Source organism: Halobacteriovorax vibrionivorans (assembly GCF_003346865.1).
Classification (GTDB): domain Bacteria; phylum Bdellovibrionota; class Bacteriovoracia; order Bacteriovoracales; family Bacteriovoracaceae; genus Halobacteriovorax_A; species Halobacteriovorax_A vibrionivorans.
In genome coordinates this window covers 1001326-1019704 of record NZ_QDKL01000002.1, presented here as the reverse complement: position 1 = coordinate 1019704, position 18379 = coordinate 1001326, and the positions used below count along the sequence as shown (strand labels likewise).

Below are 18379 nucleotides of genomic sequence, written 5' to 3'. Positions count from 1 at the left end.
TTTGGCCTATTCTGGCTAATTTCGGCTATTCTTAATTATAATAATGTCGCATAGCGTAGTGAGGATTTATTCATGACTTATAAAGTAGAACAAGTTAATGACTGTACTAAGAAATTATCTTTTACATTTGATAACCTAGACCTTTCAGAGCAAATTACTGTAGCTCTTAAAGAGAAGCAAAAGTCTGTTTCAATTAAAGGTTTCAGAAAAGGTAAAGCGCCAATCGCTATGGTTGAAAAGCTATATCGTCCACAAGTTGAAGGTGATGCTCTAAATCGTTTCGTACAAAAAGAACTTTTTGAAGCAATCAATAAAGAAGATCTAAAAGTAGTTGGTTATCCTAACTTCGAAAACATGGATTACAAAGATGGAAAATCAGTTTCTTTTGATGCTGTCGTTGAAGTATTCCCAACTGTTGAACTTAAAGATTACTCAAAACTTTCTTTCACAAAAGATAAAGTAGAAGTAACAGATGCAGATATTGAAAAAGTACGTACAAACTACTTAGCTCCTAAAGCTGAAATGGTTGAAGCTGCAGAAGGTACTGCTCTTGAGAACGGACTTTTCGCTGTAATGAACTTTGAAGGTGAAAAAGCTGATGGTGAAAAACCAGAAAATATGAAAGGTGAAGAATACCTTCTAGAGATTGGCTCTGGTCAATTTATTCCAGGTTTCGAAGATCAAATGATCGGTATGAAAGCAGGTGAGAAGAAGACAATTGAACTTACTTTCCCAACTGAGTATCACGTAGAAGAACTTAAAGATGCAAAAGTTAAGTTCCATGTTGAACTTCTAGAAATTAAAGAAAGAAAACTTCCAGAGTTTACTGACGAAGTTGCAAAAGAGCTTGGTTTTGAATCTGTAGAAGATTTCCAAGTTAAAACAAGAGAAAACCTAACTAAGCAAAACGAAAGACAAGCTGCTGAAAAATTAAATCAAGAAATCCTTGAAAAACTAATTGAAGAGAACTCTTTTGATGTTCCTTCAACAATGGTTGCTCAACAAAAAGAACACTTAAAGAACGATCTTGCTAATAACCTAAAGCAACAAGGTTTCACAGAAGATATGCTAGGTGAATACTTTGAGAAATGGGCCGGTGATCTTGATGAGAAAGCTCTTTTCCAAGTTAAGTCAGGTCTTATTCTTGAAAACCTTGCAACTAAATTTGAAATTGAATCAACTGAAGCTGACTTTGATGCAAAAATTGAAGAAAGCGCAGGTCTTTCAGGACTTACAGCTGATCAAGTAAAAGAATTCTACACAAGAGATGAGCGCATGAAAGCAAACCTTATGTATGCAATCCGTGAAGAAAAAACTTTTGCAAAACTTCATGAAGAACTAAATATCAAATAATAAAAAAGGCCCGCTCAAAGCGGGCTTTTTTATTCCATCTTTTAAAATCTCAATTCTCTAATATAATTATTAAATATGTTTTTTTTTTGGAGAGTTTATGAGATCGATTATTTTTACTTTTATTTTATTGTCATTAATGAGCTGTGCTCAACTCGACTATAATATCCCAACTTCTCGTCTCGATAGTCCGGAAACAGCTGGAGGGCTTGGTAAGTTTGATGTTGCAATAGGTGCTGCAAGTGGATACGACGTTGATCTTGCTGAAGCTTATGACTTTGTTATTAGTGGAACGACTACACAGGAATCAGTAACAGGGCCAGAGCCCTTATTAACTTTTAAAGGGAATGTTGGACTGATGCCTCGTCTTGATATTGGACTTCAAACCTACCCTGATACATCTGATCTATTAAAGGTTAAATACCAATTTATAGGAGGTGATCGTTCAACAAGTGGTCTAAAAGTATCTCTCCAAGGAGAGTTTGGCTTTGGCTATCATGAGAATGGAACACTAAATACAGATTCGAAATCATACACAACAGACCTTAAGGCGAAGTCATTAGGAGCTTCCTTAAATGTTGGCTATCGTGTTAATCCAGACTTGTTATTTTATTTAAATACTGTTTTTATGGAATATAAAGTTGACGGTGTTTTAAAAGATGGCGCTACCGTTGAGTATGATGGAGAACAGTCACCTGAGGTTATTCTTGTTTTACCAGGATTGAGGCTTGATTTTGATAGTGCCTACGTTCAAATAGAGTCAGGTTACTCTTTCTTGAATTCTTCATATAAAGAGAATAACTCTGATGATTTTACTTACGGATTAAGCTTAGGTTATACATTTTAAAAATAAAAAAGCCGCTGATTTCAGCGGCTATCTTTTAATCAATAATTTCATTCATTTCATAAATTACATCAAAGTCTTTTCCAGTGAAATCGGCCTTAATATTATTTTCACCTTCGCAGAAAATATTAGATGCTTGCTGTTTATACTTCTTTTGAGTATTTGGATCGATTGCATTTAAGACAAGATCTACTTTTCGACATACTTTTCCATCTATCTTAACTTTTGATACTTTTTCAATATCCATATAATTTGAACAATCACGATCATTTTGTGGAGCAGTTTCTACTGAAGAGTATGAATTGATATGGATGCTTCTCGTATCAGAGAGCCCACGCATTAACTGAATACCAAATTGACGAGTATCTTCTATATGGAATTGGCGAAAATCACCTTCAATTACATCAGAATAAAATGCTCTCGTTGAATAACCAATATTTACAAGTGCTTGATCGTTATTAATTTGTTTATTCTTTGCGGCTTCAAGCATTTGAAAACATTTATTAAAGCTTAGGTTTTCTTTAATCTTTACTTGTGAACTTCCACCTCCATTAAGAATTGAAGATAGTCCATTTCTTAAGTTTTGTGATTGAGAAGGTGATAAGTTTAAGTTTGCTGTTAAATTATCAAATAGGTCTGCTTGAGCAGATGTTGATAGGAGCATTGTTAAAATAAGTAAGTTCTTCATATTTATCCTCTTTCTAATTGTGTGTTTCTATAAAGAGAATAGCTAATAATGGGAGGTAAATGGCTGAAATTGGAAAAATTACTAGGGGTGTAAAGAAAGTATTCAAGCCCCTAAGGGCTTGAATTTATTGGTCATTTTTGGATTTGTGCCTTCATTAAGCGCTCAATTTGAACTCTGTGATCACAGACAATCCAGTCATTTCCGGCACCACGTCCAATTGGAGCATACTTATCTTGATCAATTCGTCCTTCATCAAGAAGCTCATCTTCAACGTGAACTCTCACAACTTCACCTGTAACAAATGTTCCTGTTCCCGGGACATCACCATAACTTAGAGAGTCTCTAAACTTACATTCAAAATGTATTGGCGATTCCTTCATTCTTTTTGGAGTGACAACTTCTGAATCAAGTTCTGTTAATTTTGCAAAATCAAATTCTGATTCACCATGAGGAAGCTCAGTTGAGCAAAGATTTACCTTTTCATAATTATGTTTTGTAACAAAGTTTACGACAAACTCTTTTTGGCGAAGAATATTTTTTAATGTGTCTTTTTGCTCTCCATCGCTTGAGCGAATCATTGGAGTAAAGCCAATAATCATTGGGTTTGCACTAACAACTGTGAAGAACGAGAATGGTGCAATATTACTTGTTCCATCTTCATTTATAGTTGAAACCACAGCAATTGGCCTTGGAACGACTGATCCAATTAGTAGTTTATAGTTATCTTTAAATTCTTGTTTTGTTGTATCAAAAGTTGCCATAATTACATCCAGCTTTTCCAGTAGTCTTTATTTTCATTCTCTTCAAACCACTTAGTTGGTTTTAGAGGGTAGCGAGTATCAACCATGACAGCATACTCGTCAGTGTATAATTTATCTTCACCTGCTTTAAAGGCTTTTGGGTGTGGCCCGTGATGAACGCCTTGAGGGTGAAATGTAAGAGCTCCCGCATCGATATTATCACGAGAAAAGAAGTCTCCTTGATGATAGAAAAGGACTTCATCAAAATCGATATTAGAGTGATAGAAAGGAACTTTAAGAACCTTATGTTTCTTATCCTCAAGTGGTCTTTCTACAAATGAGCAAACCACAAAGTTCTTTGCTACAAAAGTTGTGTGACCTGATGGTGGAACATGATAGCGATGACTCATGATAGGGCAGATATCATAGATTGAAATCTTCCATGGATAGACTGATCCTTTCCATCCTTTTGCCGTAAGAGGGTTAAATGGATAAGTGATGGTTGTAATTTCACCAAGCCTTTTAACTCTTACCTTATATTCTGACCAATCTTGATCTGAACCTAGTGCAGCTTCAGGCGTAAACTTCGCCGTCTGATCATAAAGTGCATTTGGCCCAAGAAGTCCACGTGAAGGCTCTTCAAATTCTGAGCGAGACTCAACTTGGAAGAATTTAGCCTCTTCAGTAATCTTTATTATATAAGTTGTACCGCGAGGAATAACGATGTAATCACCCTTAACAAAAGGTATGTGTCCATAAATTGTTTCAAAAGTTCCACTACCTTCGTGAACAAAGTAAAGTTCATCAAAGTCTGCATTTCTTAAAAAGAAGTCCAGAGACTTTGTCAGTGTTCCAAGACTTAGTTCACAATCTGTATTAGCTAAGATCGTTTGAAAGTCATCTTTAAGATCTGGATGTGAAAAAAGTGAAGGAAGATTCTTAGGTTTTAAGTCTCCCGAAATATCTGTCCAGTTAACTGGTGGTTGTGTGTGATAAAGTTGGCTGACTCGCCCAAAGAAGCCATTGCGTCCATGTTCTTCTTCATATAACCCCTCTGGGATATCAACGTGTGCCTGCTTAGTGTAGACACCGCTTGCTTTAAAACTTTCCATTTTATTATCAGTTGCCATTATCTAGTACCTCTTTTAGATCCTATCTTATTGGTTAACTTTCCAATACATTCTACTTCAAGTGTGATTTCATCCCCAGGCTTTAGCCATTTATCGATCTCAAGTCCACATCCTGTACCAACTGTACCTGAACCAAAAAGATCACCAGATAGTACCCATTCGTCTTGAGAGACGTGAGCAATCATTTGTGCCCAACTGTAATGAGAGTCTCCAGAGAATCCTTCTGACCATTTCTCTCCATTGACCGTTGCAGTCATTTTAAGATTTGGTTCTTTAAAATCAAATTCATCAAATGTTGTAATAACTGGTCCAATGACTGAACAGAAGTCTTTGCCTTTGGCCGGCCCAAGACGGACGGCCATTTCTTTCTTTTGAATATCGCGAGCTGATATATCATTTAGGATAGTGAAGCCAAAGATATAATCCTTTGCATCGTCTTCACGAATATTAATTCCATCTTTTGCGATTACCATTCCTAGCTCTAATTCATAATCGAGAATTTCTGTATAACTTGGCCAAAGAACTTCTTGTTGATGGCCAATAAAACCATGTGTTGGACCTTTATAGTAAGCAGGAATCTCATACCAAGCTTCTGGAATTGGCTCTTTTCTTTTTTTGAATCCTGCAGCAACATGTTTTTCATGTGCATAGAAGTCGCGATAATTTGGAATTTTATCAATAGGAGTTCTCAAATTAACATCATCAGTTTTAAAGGCAATTGGTGTACCATCTTTAAGAGTAAGATCACCTACTTTTTCTAAGAATAGATAGAGACCATAACATTCCCCTAAGAAATCAATTGGATCATCTTTTGTTTGAAGAATCTCTAATAGAGAAGGAGGGCAAACATGATTGGCCCTTTGCCAAAAATTAAAATAACCTTCTCTTTCATAATCACATGCCCAAACGTTGTTAGGGTCAATGACAAGACCGTCATCAGTGAGAATTCCAAGTCTTGCTTCTGGTCGATTTGATCCATGAGTTATATACTGACAAATTTTCATACGAGATCCTTTCTAAATCTTTTGTTATATGCAGGTAGTATTCTGTCAAAAGCTTCAAAGAAGTGCTTCATCTCATCCTTCGTTCCAATACTGATGCGTACGAATTCTGGCATTTCATTGGCCACAAGTTTTCTTATAATAACACCCTCATTAAGGAGTTCCTCAAACATGAAGTCACTTGCTTCACTACTGCCTGTTTTAATTGTGACAAAATTTGTTATGGACTTAATAGGAGAGAAGTCCCTCTCTTCTAAAAAGCTCATTAGTTCATCATATCTTTTTCTATTATTTCTAAGTGTACGATCTAGGTGTGGTTGATCCTCAAGTGCGCCAACAGCTCCAAGTTGTCCAATTAAATTAGGTTCAAATGGAAGCTTAACTCTAGAAAGATAGCCTATTAATTCTGCATGGCCAAAACCGTATCCGACGCGAATTCCAGATAGGCCATAGGCTTTAGAAAAAGTTCTTAAAGTAAGAACGTTGTCATATCGGTAATTCATTGAGTCTGGGTAATCTTCTTGATCTTGAGCAAATTCAAAGTAGGCTTCATCAAGTATTACGAGAACGTGTGGAGGTACGTACTCCATTAGATAATCAAATTCTTCTTTTGTAATATAAGTTCCAGTCGGATTATTGGGATTTGCAATATAGATGACTTTCGTTTTATCTGTAATATTTTTAGCTAATGCCTTTACGTCAAAGCGATAGTCTTCAGTGAGTGGAACTTTATTAAGTTTTGCTCCCACACTTCGTGCAAGAATATAAAAACCAATGAAAGTATTATCACATGTTAAGACTTCATCATCCGGTCTTAGGAAAGCTCGAGCAATATAGGCCATAATACCTTCAGAGCCATTACCTAAAATAATATTCTCAAGTTTTAAATCGTATATATCTGCCAGTTTAGATTTTAAAGCATATGCATGCATATCTGGATAACGATGAAGATCCCAGAGTCCTCTTGTCATTTCACGAATAGCAAATGGAGATGGCCCAAGTGGATTTTCGTTTGAGGCAAGTTTTGAAACTCTTGTTAGTCCTTTCTCTCTTACAACTTCATCAATAGGTTTACCTGCTTGGTAAACTTGTAAGTTTTTTAAATATTCTGGGACAAGGTCTTTGCGGTGCATGTTGCTCCTTATTCTTCTAAGTAATTTAAATTGATATTAACCTGAGTGATTCTAACTTCTTTAGTGCTAATTGAATAGTTTTGACCGGTGCATCATGTACTTAGGATTAGGATGATTTAGACTATCATTTATGACGAAATATCACTTTGGACAATTTACCCCTGAACATCTAGAGCTTATTCAAGAAGGTCTAGAATTATATAACACTGGGCACTATTGGATGTGCCATGAAGTTATTGAAGATCTATGGATGGATGCAATGGGAGATAATGCTCGTTATGTCTATTGGGTAGTTATTCAACTAGCTACGTCTCTCTATCACCATGAGGATGACAATCTTAATGGAGCAAGTGGGATGGTTAATAAAGCAAAAGGTAAAATTGACTTCATCGAAAAAAATCACGTGGAGTCAGATATAATGGATAAATATTTAGACTGGCAAAGGCTAAAGAGAATAGTAAAGAAGATTCCACATTCTCCAAAGCTTTCAGACTTTAAAGAGTTAAAGTCTTTTAAATTTCCATTAAAACAAGGTGTATAAAAAATGGTAAGTAAAATTCCATATTTCTTTTTTCGCTCAATGAATATATTAAAATCAGATAAGAAGATGATTCTTATTGCATTATGTCCGGTAATAATTGGCTTTGCTCTCTATTACTTTTTAGGACAATACGCATTTAATGAAGTCTCAACATGGGGTCATGGTTATATTAATGAAAAGTATCCAGATCAAGGATGGGTGAGTACTGTCTTCTCTGGTGTGTTGATTGTCTTATTAGGCGTTATTATTAATTGGACTTTTTTCCTTGTTATCTCTTTTATCGCCTCTCCATTTAATGACATGTTAAGTGCAAGAGTTGAAGTTATATATAATCTTCAAAAAAAAGAGTCAGACACTCTTGTTGCTACATTTAAAAGATTACCTAGCATTCTTTTAAACGAAGTAAAGAAAGTAGGAGTCATTGTTATTTTATCAGTGATAAACATCGCGTTTGGATTTGTTTTTCCACCAGTTACTTTTATTTTAGGTGGATTAATCTTAGCAATTTCTTTTATCGACTACTCATGGGCAAGACATGAGCTTAGAGTCTCAGAATGCATTAGAGATGTAAGAAAAGGCTTTCTCCCTTATTTACTTGGTGGAGTTTGTTTTATGTTTCTTATTTCGATTCCTCTTTTAAATCTATTTTTCTTACCTCTGGCAGTTGTCTTTTTTACTGTTATCTTTTGTGAGTTAAGAATAAATAAGCAGGCAAGTAATGAAGAAGTTTCTTCTTAGGGTTACAGGAGATGCAACAGAGTTCGCCTCTGTTTTACCTGTAGTACAAGCGATATTGAATGAGAATGAAGATAATCAAGTGGCCATCGTTTACAATGATGGGCTTGAATTAGAAGACTTTTGGTTACCTTCTCGTTGTTGGGCCTATCCAATATCTAAAAAGGAAACAGAATCGATGTTTGCTGCACATAAATTTGCTGCAAATCTTCACGATATTTTTAATACTGATTACTATATCGACTTTATTAGCGATATGTATTCTGCATTCTTAGGCTTGGCCTTTAGAGCAAATATAAAAATAGGATTACAAGGTGGGCCAAAGAGCTTTTTCTATCAGGTCTCACTTCCTGAGTTCTCAGGAGAATTTCTTGATGAAAAAAAAGTTAGCAGTTTAAATGCTATCGAAGGTGACTTTAATAACCCTGCAATCGATAATTCTTTCACTCATCAAAATATAAGAAATATATTTATCTCTTTTCCACATAAAATGGATGTAGCATTCATTGAAAAAATTAATTTTATCGCAGAATGTTTACCTACGATAAAACTACATGGTTACATATCCTCACAAAGTGTGGATATCTATGATGCAGTTAAAGTTCATGGAGCAATTAGCCTTTTTAGTGAGTCTTCAAATGTTTTGGCCCGTCGAATCGATGAGTTTGATGGAGTTATAACTGATAATCTGGCCATCGCTCAAATGTCTCGAAACCGAGGTCAGTTAGCATTTCTTATTTGTGACGAAGATGATGAACTACCACAGTGGAAGTACATGCCTGAGTCAATTGGTCGACTTAATTTTAGCGGAAGTTCTCTTCTTTCATACGGTATAAGTGAGACGATCTCATTGAAAGCTTTTCCTGATTTAGAAGATTATATCTTAAATTATCAGTCACTTAGGCTCGTTCCTTAAGCACAAAGACCCAACGTTGCGGGCCAGTGGGAAAGTTGATAAAATAAACCTATGGCGGCCGCAAAAGATCATACATTTGCACCATTTGAAATCCTTCCTGTCGAGGTTGATGATATCAAATCTCTGGCCCGCATTTATGTTGATTGCTTTTGGGAAAATTACAAAGGCATTCTTTCAAAAGAATATCTCTACTCACTTAAATACTCCGACGTTCAACAAGCTTGGGAAAGAAAAATTCCAAGACGCCCAACAGAGGGGGGGACACTTGTCTTTCATGGTCCTGATGGTGATGTTGCTGGATTTATCGATTATGGACCAGCGAGAGAGCATGAGCATGGTATCCCTGGTGAAATTTATGATTTTTATATTTTAAAAAAATATCAAAAGTCAGGAATGGGTAAACAGTTATTTGAAGCAGTTGTGAAAGATTTTAAAAACCGTGGTTATGATTGCTTTTATCTTTGTACATTTAAAGAGAATCCATCAAAAGGCTTCTTTATTAATAACGGTGCTAAGTTGTTGAAAGAGTCTCCATTTGAGTTCAACGGGGAAGTTTACCAAGAAGAGTATTTTTACTTTGAAATATAAAAAAAGGCCTCTTTAAAGAGGCCTTTTTTATGATTTGAATTGTTCGATTTGTTCTTCTAGAGATTTTATTTTTTCTTCAAAGCTTGCGGCTTTTTCTCTAACTTCTGTAACGACTTCATCAGGTGCATTTGCCATAAACTTTTCGTTATTTAATTTCTTGCCAATTTTATCTAGCTCTTTCTTTGTCTTATCATAATCTTTTTCAAGACGTTTGATTTGAGCATCTAGATCAATTACACCATCAAGCTTTAAGAAGATATCCGTGTGAGTTGTTGCTTTCATAATACACTTTTTCGGGTTCTCAGTAGATTTGACTGCAATCTCTACATCTTTTGCACGAGCGAGATCTTGTAAGCCTGCCATATTGTCTGCAAAGTAAGAAGATGCTTCTTCATCATCTGTTAAAAGGACAACTTCAACCTCATCTTTAGGTTTAATATTTACTGATTGCCTTAGGAAGCGAATACTTGAAACAACTTCAATAAACTTATTCATCTTAACTTGTTCACTTGGGTAGTTAAGAGATGTATCGTATTCTGGGTAATCGGCTGAGATTAATAGGTCTTCGTTTTCTTCCTTTAAGTATCCCCAAAGCTCTTCAGTGATGAAAGGAGTGATTGGGTGAAGAAGGGCAGTGATCTTTCTAAAGCAGTACTTTAGAACAGTTGCTCTTTGAATTTTTGCTTCTTGATCATCTCCGTTAAGAGTGTTTTTAGAAAGTTCAATAAACCAAGAACAGAATTTATCATATACAAATGAATATACTTCAGAACATGCATCGTCGTAGCGGAAAGCATCGAGTGATTCATTGACAACTTTCGTTGCATCATTAAGTTCTGATAGTATCCATTTCTCTTGATCATCAAGCTTTGCAGGAAGTTCTTTATTTGCAAGATCTAAGAATGGTGAGATGAAACGGAAAGCATTCCATATCTTATTAATGAAGTTTCTGTATCCTGCGATTCTTTCTGGATCAAGATTAATGGCACGATTGTAACCAGAGCCTGCTGCTAGTGTAAAACGAAATGCGTCTGCACCATATTGCTCAACCATTTCAATCGGATCAATTCCATTACCAAGAGATTTACTCATCTTGCGACCAAGTTTATCTCGAACGATTGCATGGATATAAACTTTATCAAAAGGAACCTTGTTAGAGAATTTTGTTCCCATCATCATCATTCTAGCTACCCAGAAGAAAATGATATCAAAACCTGTAATAAGTACTGAAGTAGGATAGAACTTATCGAATCCTCTTTGTTCCATTCTTTCTTTATTTGGCCAGCCAAGTGTCGTCATTGGCCATAGCCCAGAAGAGAACCATGTATCTAGTACATCAGGATCTTGTGTATAATCTTTTGTACTACACTTTGGACAAGAGCTTGGTTCAAGTTCTTCGTCTGCCCATTGGTGCTCACAAGAGTTGCAAGTAAATACTGGAATTCGGTGTCCCCATAAAAGCTGGCGTGAAACACACCAATTCTTTGGTTCACGAAGCCAAGCAAAGTAAGTGTTCTCCCACCCTTTAGGATAGAATCGAGTTGTATCATCCTCAACTCTTTCTACAGCTTCTTTGGCCATAGAATTTACATCAACAAACCATTGCTTTGAGATCATTGGCTCAATAACAACGCCTGATCTTTCTCCATGACCAACTTGATGTACGTGCTTTTCTTCTTTAACAAATAACTCTAGTTCTTTTAATTTTTCAACTACGCCTTTACGAGCTTTCTTACAAGGTAGGCCTTGCCACTCTAGTCCGTGCTCATTAAGAGTTCCGTCTAGATTAAGAATATTGATTATTTCAAGATTATGTCGTTTTCCAATATCAAAGTCATTAAAGTCATGACCTGGTGTAACCTTAAGGCAACCAGTTCCTTTTTCAATATCAACATGCTCATCACCAACGATTGGAACCTCTCTATTACATAGAGGAACAATCGCTTTCTTACCAATTAAGTGAGCGAATCTTTCATCATTTGGATTAACGGCAACAGCTGTATCTCCAAGAAGAGTTTCTGGTCGTGTCGTTGCAATTTCTAGCTTAATATCACTATCTTTTACAGAATATAGAATATGATAGAAGGCACCATTAACTTCTTTGTGATCCACTTCTGCATCAGAAATTGCTGATTGTAGTTTTGGATCCCAGTTAACAATATAATCTGATTGATAGATAAGGCCTTCATTATAAAGAGTCACAAATGCACGTCTTACAGCATCATTTGCCTCAGGGTCCATTGTGAACATTGAGTAATCCCAATCACAACTTGCACCCATTACTTTTTGTTGGTTTGCAATAACGCCACCATATTGCTCTTTCCATTCCCAAATTTTCTTTAAGAAGTCTTCTCGAGAATAGTCGTGCTTTGTTTTCTTCTCTTCATTCCAGATTAGCTCTTCAACTTTTGATTGAGTTGCAATACCTGCGTGATCCATACCAGGAAGGAACAGAGTTTCATATCCTTTCATTCTTTTAAAACGAATAAGGGCATCTTGAGTTGTTATATCAAGAGCGTGACCTGCGTGAAGAATACCTGTGACATTTGGAGGTGGCATGATGACGCAAAAAGACTCACCTGTCTTTCCGGCTTTTGGAGCGAAGTACTTTTCACCTTCCCACTTTTTATACCACTTTTTCTCAACATCATTTGAGCTATAAGTCTTCGGTAAATCTTCGAATGATTTTGTCACAACTTTCTTCCTTTTATCGATTTAACTATTTGAAATTATATATCATATGATACACATTTTTTCTTTTAAAAATAGATGGGTAAACTATTGAAATTTCAAAAATATATTGATGGGATCTACCAAGAATCCACGGGATCTGGGAGTTCTTCAGGTGCTTGATAGTCAGGATCTTTCTGGGGAGTTGTGTCAAAGAAGAGTTTATCAACTGCACGGCGTGCCTTAATAAGATCAATGTCATTAATTGAAATATACTGACCTTTAGTATTTTGATTACCAGTTCGTGATGCTACTTGAAGGTTTCTGTTAACAACATTAAAAACTTCTAAGTTTGTATCAAGTAATGTTTGCTTTCTTGTTGCAGCTGGTTTCCTTAGTGTCTGAATCCAAAATTGAAGATAGCTTATGCGATTCATGAATTGGGAAAGCTCTTTTGAAGCTTTTTTATTTCTATCAGTACTTTTTATATAAGCATTATATTCTCGAAGAGTCTGGTTAGTTAGTAGCTCTCCCAAGTCTTTTAGAATTTTCTTTGCAATTCTTTTAGAAAAATACATCTCTTGATTTAACTTAAGCACTTCTTTTTCTAGTTCATTAAAAAGGCCTTGAGAAATATCAATATGTTTGTATTCTTTTGTCGTCTTTGTTTTTAAAACAGTATCCATGATAGAAAGCTCTATAAAATCATTATCAATAGGTGCCAAAAGGTTTTCTCCCAGTATGACGACCTCTTCTTGTGTGATTTTACTATTTAAATATAATTCTAAGATAAGGTCTTTAAGATATGGACTTACATTGGAAGCAAATTTGATTTCCTTCTCGCTAGGTGCAGATGCTAGGATTGAAAGAGTAAATAGAAACGAAATAATTAATTTCATAATTGTGATTTAATCTCCTCGTTTATTGAATATTTCCCTTCTTTATTTGTTAGTAGATAGATTTTATCTTTATAAGGAATAAGAACTTTTTCATTTTGAATCGTATATGTCGACACATAATTTAGGTCTGTTCTTTTAAATAGTTTCTTTTCTTTAAGATCAAAAGAGACGAGCTCTCTTTGATTAATTAGATTTGAATTTTTACTCTTCAAAGTCAAAATGAAGTTTAATTCACCACTATTATGTTGAAGATTATAAGCTGGACCGTATGTTGTATTAAAGAGTGGTGTCTTTTTAGTATAGTCGATTGAGCCTTTCTCAAGGCTTGAGAGTTGTACATATGACTTATTTGATATGGCAGTCTCAAGAATATAAATTTTTTCATTATCACTTGTTAGACTAAGTTTAGAATTTGTCGTATCAAACTCATGTAATAAAAACTGCTTTTTGGATCTGTTGTTATAGATTGAAACATATTCGTAAAAGTCTTTGTTTCTATCAGTGAAGTAGATGAGACTATCATCGAAAATAACCGTTTGTGGACGATAGAGAAGATCCCTTGTTTTAAGTGGGATCTGGAAGCGATCCAAATAGTTTCTTGTATTGATAACTTCTATGAAGAGCTTATCTTTGTCTTCTTTCGTAAATGAAATATAGCCACTTTTTTTATGGAATTTAGGATATGAGCCTTTAGAGATAAAATTAAGTTCGTTGGACTTTATATTATAAAAATATATCTCAGAATCTTGAAAGAAACTAAAATTCTTAAAATGATTCTCTTTCACACTGATAATATAAAGATCATCATTAACTTTAATTACATCAAACTCGCTATTAGACTTCTTTTCTATGACAACATTTGCTCTATTCTTTGCTGAATAAGCTAAAGTGTTCTTACCCTTTAGATAAAATGTAACACCTGTAAGGCTGTCGAGCTTTAAGTTATGAACGTTTTGTCTTGTTGAAAACTCAAGGAGTTTAGTCCTGGCCATAACTAAGCTATTCGATAGTATCAAGATAAGTAAAAGAGCTTTAGTAAATGCCATAAAACTCCCATGCTTTTAAAGGTGATAGGGTTGAATAACGTGATAATGCAGTGAAGACGTTTGCCCAGAGCATAAGTCTTGGGGAGTTCACATCGTCAATTGCCCCTCTGAAACTCAAGTAGGTATTGTTGTTAATCTCTTTATGGCCATCGATTATAAATGGCATAGGAGTACAGATTCCAAGTTTAGTGCTTTGGTAATGTGATGGGTAAAGATCTTCACCACAGCCCATTCCGTGAATTATTCCGTTTTTCTTTTTATCTAAAAAGAACTTAAGAGAAGAAAGAGAGTTAATCTCCTGTTCCTTTAGTCTTAGAAGATTGATCATTCGATCATGAATTGAGGAATCAGTTGAATTATACTTTGTTTTAAAATAATCAAAGGTTAATTGTCCTTCACTCCAAATTTCTTTAATCGCTCTATTGTCTAACATGATTTTGTACTTACAAGATACAGTACGACATGCTACTTCTTCAGGAACAATCCAACATCCAGCTTTATATTTTAAGCGAAGAGGATTGTATTCTTTTTTGGAAACTTCCTGGCACTTGATTCTATTTGATACAGTTTTGGTTTGATAGAGCATATTAGCTACAACCATATTTAAAGCATTGTAATTTTCTTTTGAGTTACCTGGAATATAAGGAAGACATTTTTTTTCCTTACTTATCGAAGTATAACAAATCTTTAGAGGCCACTTATCTTCTTCATCTGACTCAAGATAGAGCCCATAAATCTTTTCATAGCTTGGAAATACACAGTCATTGCTTTTTATATCATTTGTTGCAAAGTGCTTTATCACTCTTGCTCCATTTACAATGGCAAGATTTCCTATGAACTTTGGACAATCATTAAAATTATTTTTTAATCTCGAAACCATTAATGTCTCAGAGACTTTTTGACAGTCTGGCATCGGATAGAGAACACTTCCTTCTCTAGGTCCTTTCGTTTCACATACTTCAGGTCTTTGTCTTAATAGCTTTATGCATTTTATATATTCAACATCTTTTAAGTCTTCTTTCTTAAAGATGTTCTGACATCTTTGCTTAATATAATCTCTTGATCTTTGTTTATTTCTAATTAATGCCCAAAAGTCTTGCTGAGCATAATTATTACAGAATTTTTCTTTTCGATTTAGGTTAGAACAGAAGTTTCTAAAGTATAGAAGATCTTTTTCCTTAATTTCTTCAGTATAAGTCTTTGCTTGTCTTCTAAGTGAGTTTATATAACTTCTTTCTCTAATTGAAAGATCATTTTCTGTTAAATTTTGACTAAGTTTAGAGGCAAGATCAATTGTATAAGGGGCACTACAAATGTGATCGACATTTATATTTGCACTTAAATTATTATATTGATCTAAGCATTGTCCTTTGGAAGTTGGAAACTTTGGTGTAATTTTTTTGAAAGTATCTGCTAGGAGTCCTTTTTCAAATACACGACTTTGTTTAAAAGAAAGTCGACAGTTGCTTTTATAATAGTGAGATAAGAAAGAATCAATCGGGACAATTGCCTTTGTCTTTTTCTCTCCTTCTGTTACCGTAGCTTCCACGTTTAATAGGGGAGTTCCGTTAATGTTGATAAGTCGGTTTTTTAATAGAGTATAGATTGAACAATTGTTTATACGATACAATTCTTTGTAATAGTCTGGTGAATAAAGAAGAATTGTATTTATTTGGCGTGTTGATAATTCAATTCTTTCTTCATCTTTAAAAATTTGTCTTATTTTCTCTTCATTAGAAGGATTTAAAATTTTTTGACCTATGTCCTGACGATATAGATTTAGCTTTTCCTCAAATGATTCAAGGAGTCCTTTCTCTGGTAATGTTAATTTGGCTTTTGTTTTTTGAGGTGTATTTGATTGAGCATATAGACTAGGCCCAGTTAGTACTGAGCCTAGTATAATTAATTTAATCGATAGTTTTTGCAAGAATTGAGGCAACGTCCTCAATCTCAAGGTTTTCTGTACCTGTCTTTTCGCTAATTCCACCCTTAAAGTTTATCATACAGAAAGAGCAGGCCGTAGCTAATTTCTCAACTTTCTTCTCTCCAACATGGGCAAGTCTGTTAACGGCAGGATCATTTCCTTCCTCAACTTCGTACCACATGTTTCCACCACCCATACCGCAGCATAGAGCAGTGTCTTTAGTCTTATCCATTTCCTTGATTTCAACACCTGTTGCTTCAAGAATTTGTCTTGGTGCGTTGTATTCACCGTGATGGCGACCAAGGTAGCAAGGATCATGGAAAGTAAGATTTTCTTCTACTTTTTTCTCTGGCTTTAGTTTTCCTGAGCGTAGAAGGTCTGCGAGAAGTTCTGTGTGGTGAACTGTATCGAAGTCACCATCATCAAATTTCGCGTATTCTTTACCAATAGTATGAAGACAGTGAGGGCAGTGAGTTACAACCTTATCAAAGTCATATTGATTCATATTGGCAATATTCTCAATTGCGATTTCAAAGAAAGAGTATTCATCACCAATTCTTCTGATTGGGTCACCATTACACTTTTCAGTTTTCCCCATTACAGCAAAGTCTACGCCTGCCTTCTTTAGGAGTTTAACAGTATCTTGAACTACTTTTTGGTTAGATGCATCGTATGAACCAGCACAACCAACATAGTATAAATAATCAACTTTCTTTCCTGCTTCGATTACAGGAACATCAAGTCCATCTGCCCACTTAAAGCGATCATCTTGTGAGATTCCCCAAGGGTTTCCATTGATTTGAACCTTTTGAACAGCTGTCGCAGCATCTGCTGGAACTTCACCAAGTGTAAGAGTCTTATATCTCTTTGCACCCATGATGATGTCAACGTGCTCGATATTTGCAGGACATTCTTCCATACAGGCACCACAAGTTGTACAAGAGTCTAGCTCGATTGCTGAGTAAGTCGAGTTTTCCCAGAAGTCAGCATCGGTTTCACCTTTAGCTGCTGTATCAAAAGCAAGATCACGTGCTTTTGTGATAATTGTTTTTGGATCTAGTGGTCTTTCTGCGATATTGGCCGGACATACTTGTGTACAACGCCCACATTCAACACATGCTAGAAGATCAAGCTTGTTTTTAATTGTTAACTCAGAAAGTTTACCTAAACCAAATGTTTCTGCTGTTTCATCTTCAAAGTCCATTGGATCAAGAAGGGCCCCGCGTCTTTTTGGTGTAACAAGGGCAGCAAATGGTAGAACAAAAATATGAGAAAATTTAGTTGTTCCACAAGCAGCAACAAATAGCATTGTATTTGCCATGTGAACCATCCACATTCCACGATAAGTATATGCCCAAGCTTTCTCTGAAAGTGGAATGCCTTGGAATAATGTAGCAAGGAACCATCCAACAGGAGACCATGTTGCTTCACCAACAGGCATACCTGTTCCCATGATTCTTACACCTTCAATTAAGTAACCAAGAACGACAAGAGCAATTAGCATACTGTACATAAATAATTCTTGCTTTGGCTTAGTGGCTTTTAAGTAGTCAGGCTTATCAATATATCTTCTTTTGTATGCAAGAGCGATTCCGGTAAGAACCATTAGACCTGCAATATCAGCGAGGAATGAGATTACGATGTAAACATTACCTTTATAGATTTTAAAAGGAGTGTCGGCATGAATTGCAACTAGGTCAGTAGCAATCCAGAGAATTACAAATCCCCAGAAAATAAGGCCGTGGAAGATTGCAACATTTAAGAAACGAGGCACTTTTCCTGTTAGAAGCATCGTTTTGAAAAACGAGCTCCAGTTTAACTTTTCAGGGAAAAGATCTTTTAAGCCTTTTACAGCATCGAATCCTTTCTTACCTGTAATAAATTTGGCTTTTTCATAAAGCCCTTTGAACATAACAAAGACCGCTGCAAAAAATAGGATGTACATGACAACCTTAAACGAGTATGGAATATTCCAAAATATTTCTCGCGTAGCAGCATCAAGAGTTTGATTCATTTCTTCCCTCGCTTACTTTTTGTAGGTGAATAACATTTTTAATAATTTCAATCTTATATATATGGTAATATACCATAAGTATCCTTATTTAAAGAGTCAGAAATTATGTTGTACAATAAAAAAAACTTAATATTATTAATACTCTTCGGCTTATTTTTTT

The 18379-nt window shown here is 35.3% G+C and carries 16 protein-coding genes; 6 read left to right on the top strand and 10 right to left on the bottom strand.

Going from position 1 to position 18379, the window contains the following annotated elements:
* Positions 1–72 precede the first annotated feature (72 nt).
* On the top strand, positions 73–1353 hold the full coding sequence (gene tig, locus DAY19_RS10770; RefSeq protein ID WP_115362240.1) for a trigger factor: 1281 nt from the start codon (positions 73–75) through the stop codon (positions 1351–1353).
* A 97-nt stretch (positions 1354–1450) separates the two neighbouring features.
* Positions 1451–2197 (top strand): hypothetical protein, encoded by a 747-nt coding sequence (locus DAY19_RS10765; RefSeq protein WP_115362238.1) that lies wholly within the window; start codon positions 1451–1453, stop codon positions 2195–2197.
* 34 nt (positions 2198–2231) lie between these two features.
* Here the strand turns inward: DAY19_RS10765 and DAY19_RS10760 are convergent, their stop codons facing one another.
* The 5 genes from DAY19_RS10760 to hisC form a co-directional block, all read right to left on the bottom strand.
* Complete coding sequence (locus DAY19_RS10760) at positions 2232–2882, bottom strand: hypothetical protein (RefSeq protein ID WP_115362236.1); 651 nt, start codon at positions 2880–2882, stop codon at positions 2232–2234.
* A gap of 131 nt (positions 2883–3013) precedes the next feature.
* Positions 3014–3643 carry a flavin reductase family protein gene (locus tag DAY19_RS10755; protein WP_115362234.1) on the bottom strand — a complete coding sequence of 210 codons (630 nt, stop codon included), beginning with the start codon at positions 3641–3643 and terminating at the stop codon, positions 3014–3016.
* Between the two features lie 2 nt (positions 3644–3645).
* The gene (locus tag DAY19_RS10750) at positions 3646–4752 is read right to left on the bottom strand and encodes a homogentisate 1,2-dioxygenase (protein ID WP_233500258.1); all 1107 of its coding nucleotides are present in this window, start codon (positions 4750–4752) and stop codon (positions 3646–3648) included.
* Positions 4752–5756, bottom strand: coding sequence for a fumarylacetoacetate hydrolase family protein (locus DAY19_RS10745; protein WP_115362232.1), 1005 nt, complete (start codon positions 5754–5756; stop codon positions 4752–4754). Before DAY19_RS10745 ends, DAY19_RS10750 begins: the two co-directional genes overlap by 1 nt.
* Positions 5753–6886 carry a histidinol-phosphate transaminase gene (gene hisC / locus DAY19_RS10740; RefSeq protein ID WP_115362230.1) on the bottom strand — a complete coding sequence of 378 codons (1134 nt, stop codon included), beginning with the start codon at positions 6884–6886 and terminating at the stop codon, positions 5753–5755. The genes DAY19_RS10745 and hisC overlap by 4 nt, the downstream gene beginning before the upstream one ends.
* Positions 6887–7016: 130 nt before the next feature.
* Here hisC and DAY19_RS10735 point away from each other — a divergent pair, with 130 nt between their 5' ends.
* Genes DAY19_RS10735 through DAY19_RS10720 form a run of 4 tightly spaced genes read left to right on the top strand, consistent with a single transcriptional unit; the run spans position 7017 to position 9666 of the window.
* Positions 7017–7427 (top strand): DUF309 domain-containing protein, encoded by a 411-nt coding sequence (locus tag DAY19_RS10735; protein ID WP_115362228.1) that lies wholly within the window; start codon positions 7017–7019, stop codon positions 7425–7427.
* A gap of 3 nt (positions 7428–7430) precedes the next feature.
* Complete coding sequence (locus tag DAY19_RS10730) at positions 7431–8165, top strand: EI24 domain-containing protein (protein WP_115362226.1); 735 nt, start codon at positions 7431–7433, stop codon at positions 8163–8165.
* On the top strand, positions 8146–9078 hold the full coding sequence (locus tag DAY19_RS10725; protein ID WP_115362224.1) for a hypothetical protein: 933 nt from the start codon (positions 8146–8148) through the stop codon (positions 9076–9078). Before DAY19_RS10730 ends, DAY19_RS10725 begins: the two co-directional genes overlap by 20 nt.
* Positions 9079–9129: 51 nt before the next feature.
* Entirely contained in the window at positions 9130–9666 is a 537-nt protein-coding gene (locus tag DAY19_RS10720) for a GNAT family N-acetyltransferase (RefSeq protein ID WP_115362221.1), read from the top strand.
* A 27-nt stretch (positions 9667–9693) separates the two neighbouring features.
* Here the strand turns inward: DAY19_RS10720 and DAY19_RS10715 are convergent, their stop codons facing one another.
* The 5 genes from DAY19_RS10715 to DAY19_RS10695 all read right to left on the bottom strand — a co-directional run bounded on the left by DAY19_RS10715 (position 9694) and on the right by DAY19_RS10695 (position 18219).
* Complete coding sequence (locus DAY19_RS10715) at positions 9694–12360, bottom strand: valine--tRNA ligase (protein ID WP_158536882.1); 2667 nt, start codon at positions 12358–12360, stop codon at positions 9694–9696.
* Positions 12361–12476: 116 nt separating this feature from the next.
* A complete protein-coding gene (locus DAY19_RS10710) occupies positions 12477–13235 on the bottom strand; it encodes a hypothetical protein (RefSeq protein WP_115362217.1) in 759 nt (252 codons plus the stop codon).
* Positions 13232–14281, bottom strand: coding sequence for a hypothetical protein (locus DAY19_RS10705; protein WP_115362215.1), 1050 nt, complete (start codon positions 14279–14281; stop codon positions 13232–13234). The genes DAY19_RS10710 and DAY19_RS10705 overlap by 4 nt, the downstream gene beginning before the upstream one ends.
* Positions 14268–16208, bottom strand: a complete 1941-nt coding sequence (locus DAY19_RS10700; protein WP_115362213.1) for a hypothetical protein — start codon at positions 16206–16208, stop codon at positions 14268–14270. Before DAY19_RS10700 ends, DAY19_RS10705 begins: the two co-directional genes overlap by 14 nt.
* On the bottom strand, positions 16189–18219 hold the full coding sequence (locus tag DAY19_RS10695; RefSeq protein WP_115362211.1) for a heterodisulfide reductase-related iron-sulfur binding cluster: 2031 nt from the start codon (positions 18217–18219) through the stop codon (positions 16189–16191). The genes DAY19_RS10700 and DAY19_RS10695 overlap by 20 nt, the downstream gene beginning before the upstream one ends.
* Positions 18220–18379: the final 160 nt, after the last annotated feature.

Bases quoted from the DNA above. Each gene is read 5' to 3' on its own strand.
- tig (WP_115362240.1), top strand. From the start codon at position 73: ATGACTTATAAAGTAGAACAAGTTAATGACTGTACTAAGAAATTATCT.
- DAY19_RS10765 (WP_115362238.1), top strand. From the start codon at position 1,451: ATGAGATCGATTATTTTTACTTTTATTTTATTGTCATTAATGAGCTGT.
- DAY19_RS10760 (WP_115362236.1), bottom strand. From the start codon at position 2,882: ATGAAGAACTTACTTATTTTAACAATGCTCCTATCAACATCTGCTCAA.
- DAY19_RS10755 (WP_115362234.1), bottom strand. From the start codon at position 3,643: ATGGCAACTTTTGATACAACAAAACAAGAATTTAAAGATAACTATAAA.
- DAY19_RS10750 (WP_233500258.1), bottom strand. From the start codon at position 4,752: ATGGCAACTGATAATAAAATGGAAAGTTTTAAAGCAAGCGGTGTCTAC.
- DAY19_RS10745 (WP_115362232.1), bottom strand. From the start codon at position 5,756: ATGAAAATTTGTCAGTATATAACTCATGGATCAAATCGACCAGAAGCA.
- hisC (WP_115362230.1), bottom strand. From the start codon at position 6,886: ATGCACCGCAAAGACCTTGTCCCAGAATATTTAAAAAACTTACAAGTT.
- DAY19_RS10735 (WP_115362228.1), top strand. From the start codon at position 7,017: ATGACGAAATATCACTTTGGACAATTTACCCCTGAACATCTAGAGCTT.
- DAY19_RS10730 (WP_115362226.1), top strand. From the start codon at position 7,431: ATGGTAAGTAAAATTCCATATTTCTTTTTTCGCTCAATGAATATATTA.
- DAY19_RS10725 (WP_115362224.1), top strand. From the start codon at position 8,146: ATGAAGAAGTTTCTTCTTAGGGTTACAGGAGATGCAACAGAGTTCGCC.
- DAY19_RS10720 (WP_115362221.1), top strand. From the start codon at position 9,130: ATGGCGGCCGCAAAAGATCATACATTTGCACCATTTGAAATCCTTCCT.
- DAY19_RS10710 (WP_115362217.1), bottom strand. From the start codon at position 13,235: ATGAAATTAATTATTTCGTTTCTATTTACTCTTTCAATCCTAGCATCT.
- DAY19_RS10705 (WP_115362215.1), bottom strand. From the start codon at position 14,281: ATGGCATTTACTAAAGCTCTTTTACTTATCTTGATACTATCGAATAGC.
- DAY19_RS10695 (WP_115362211.1), bottom strand. From the start codon at position 18,219: ATGAATCAAACTCTTGATGCTGCTACGCGAGAAATATTTTGGAATATT.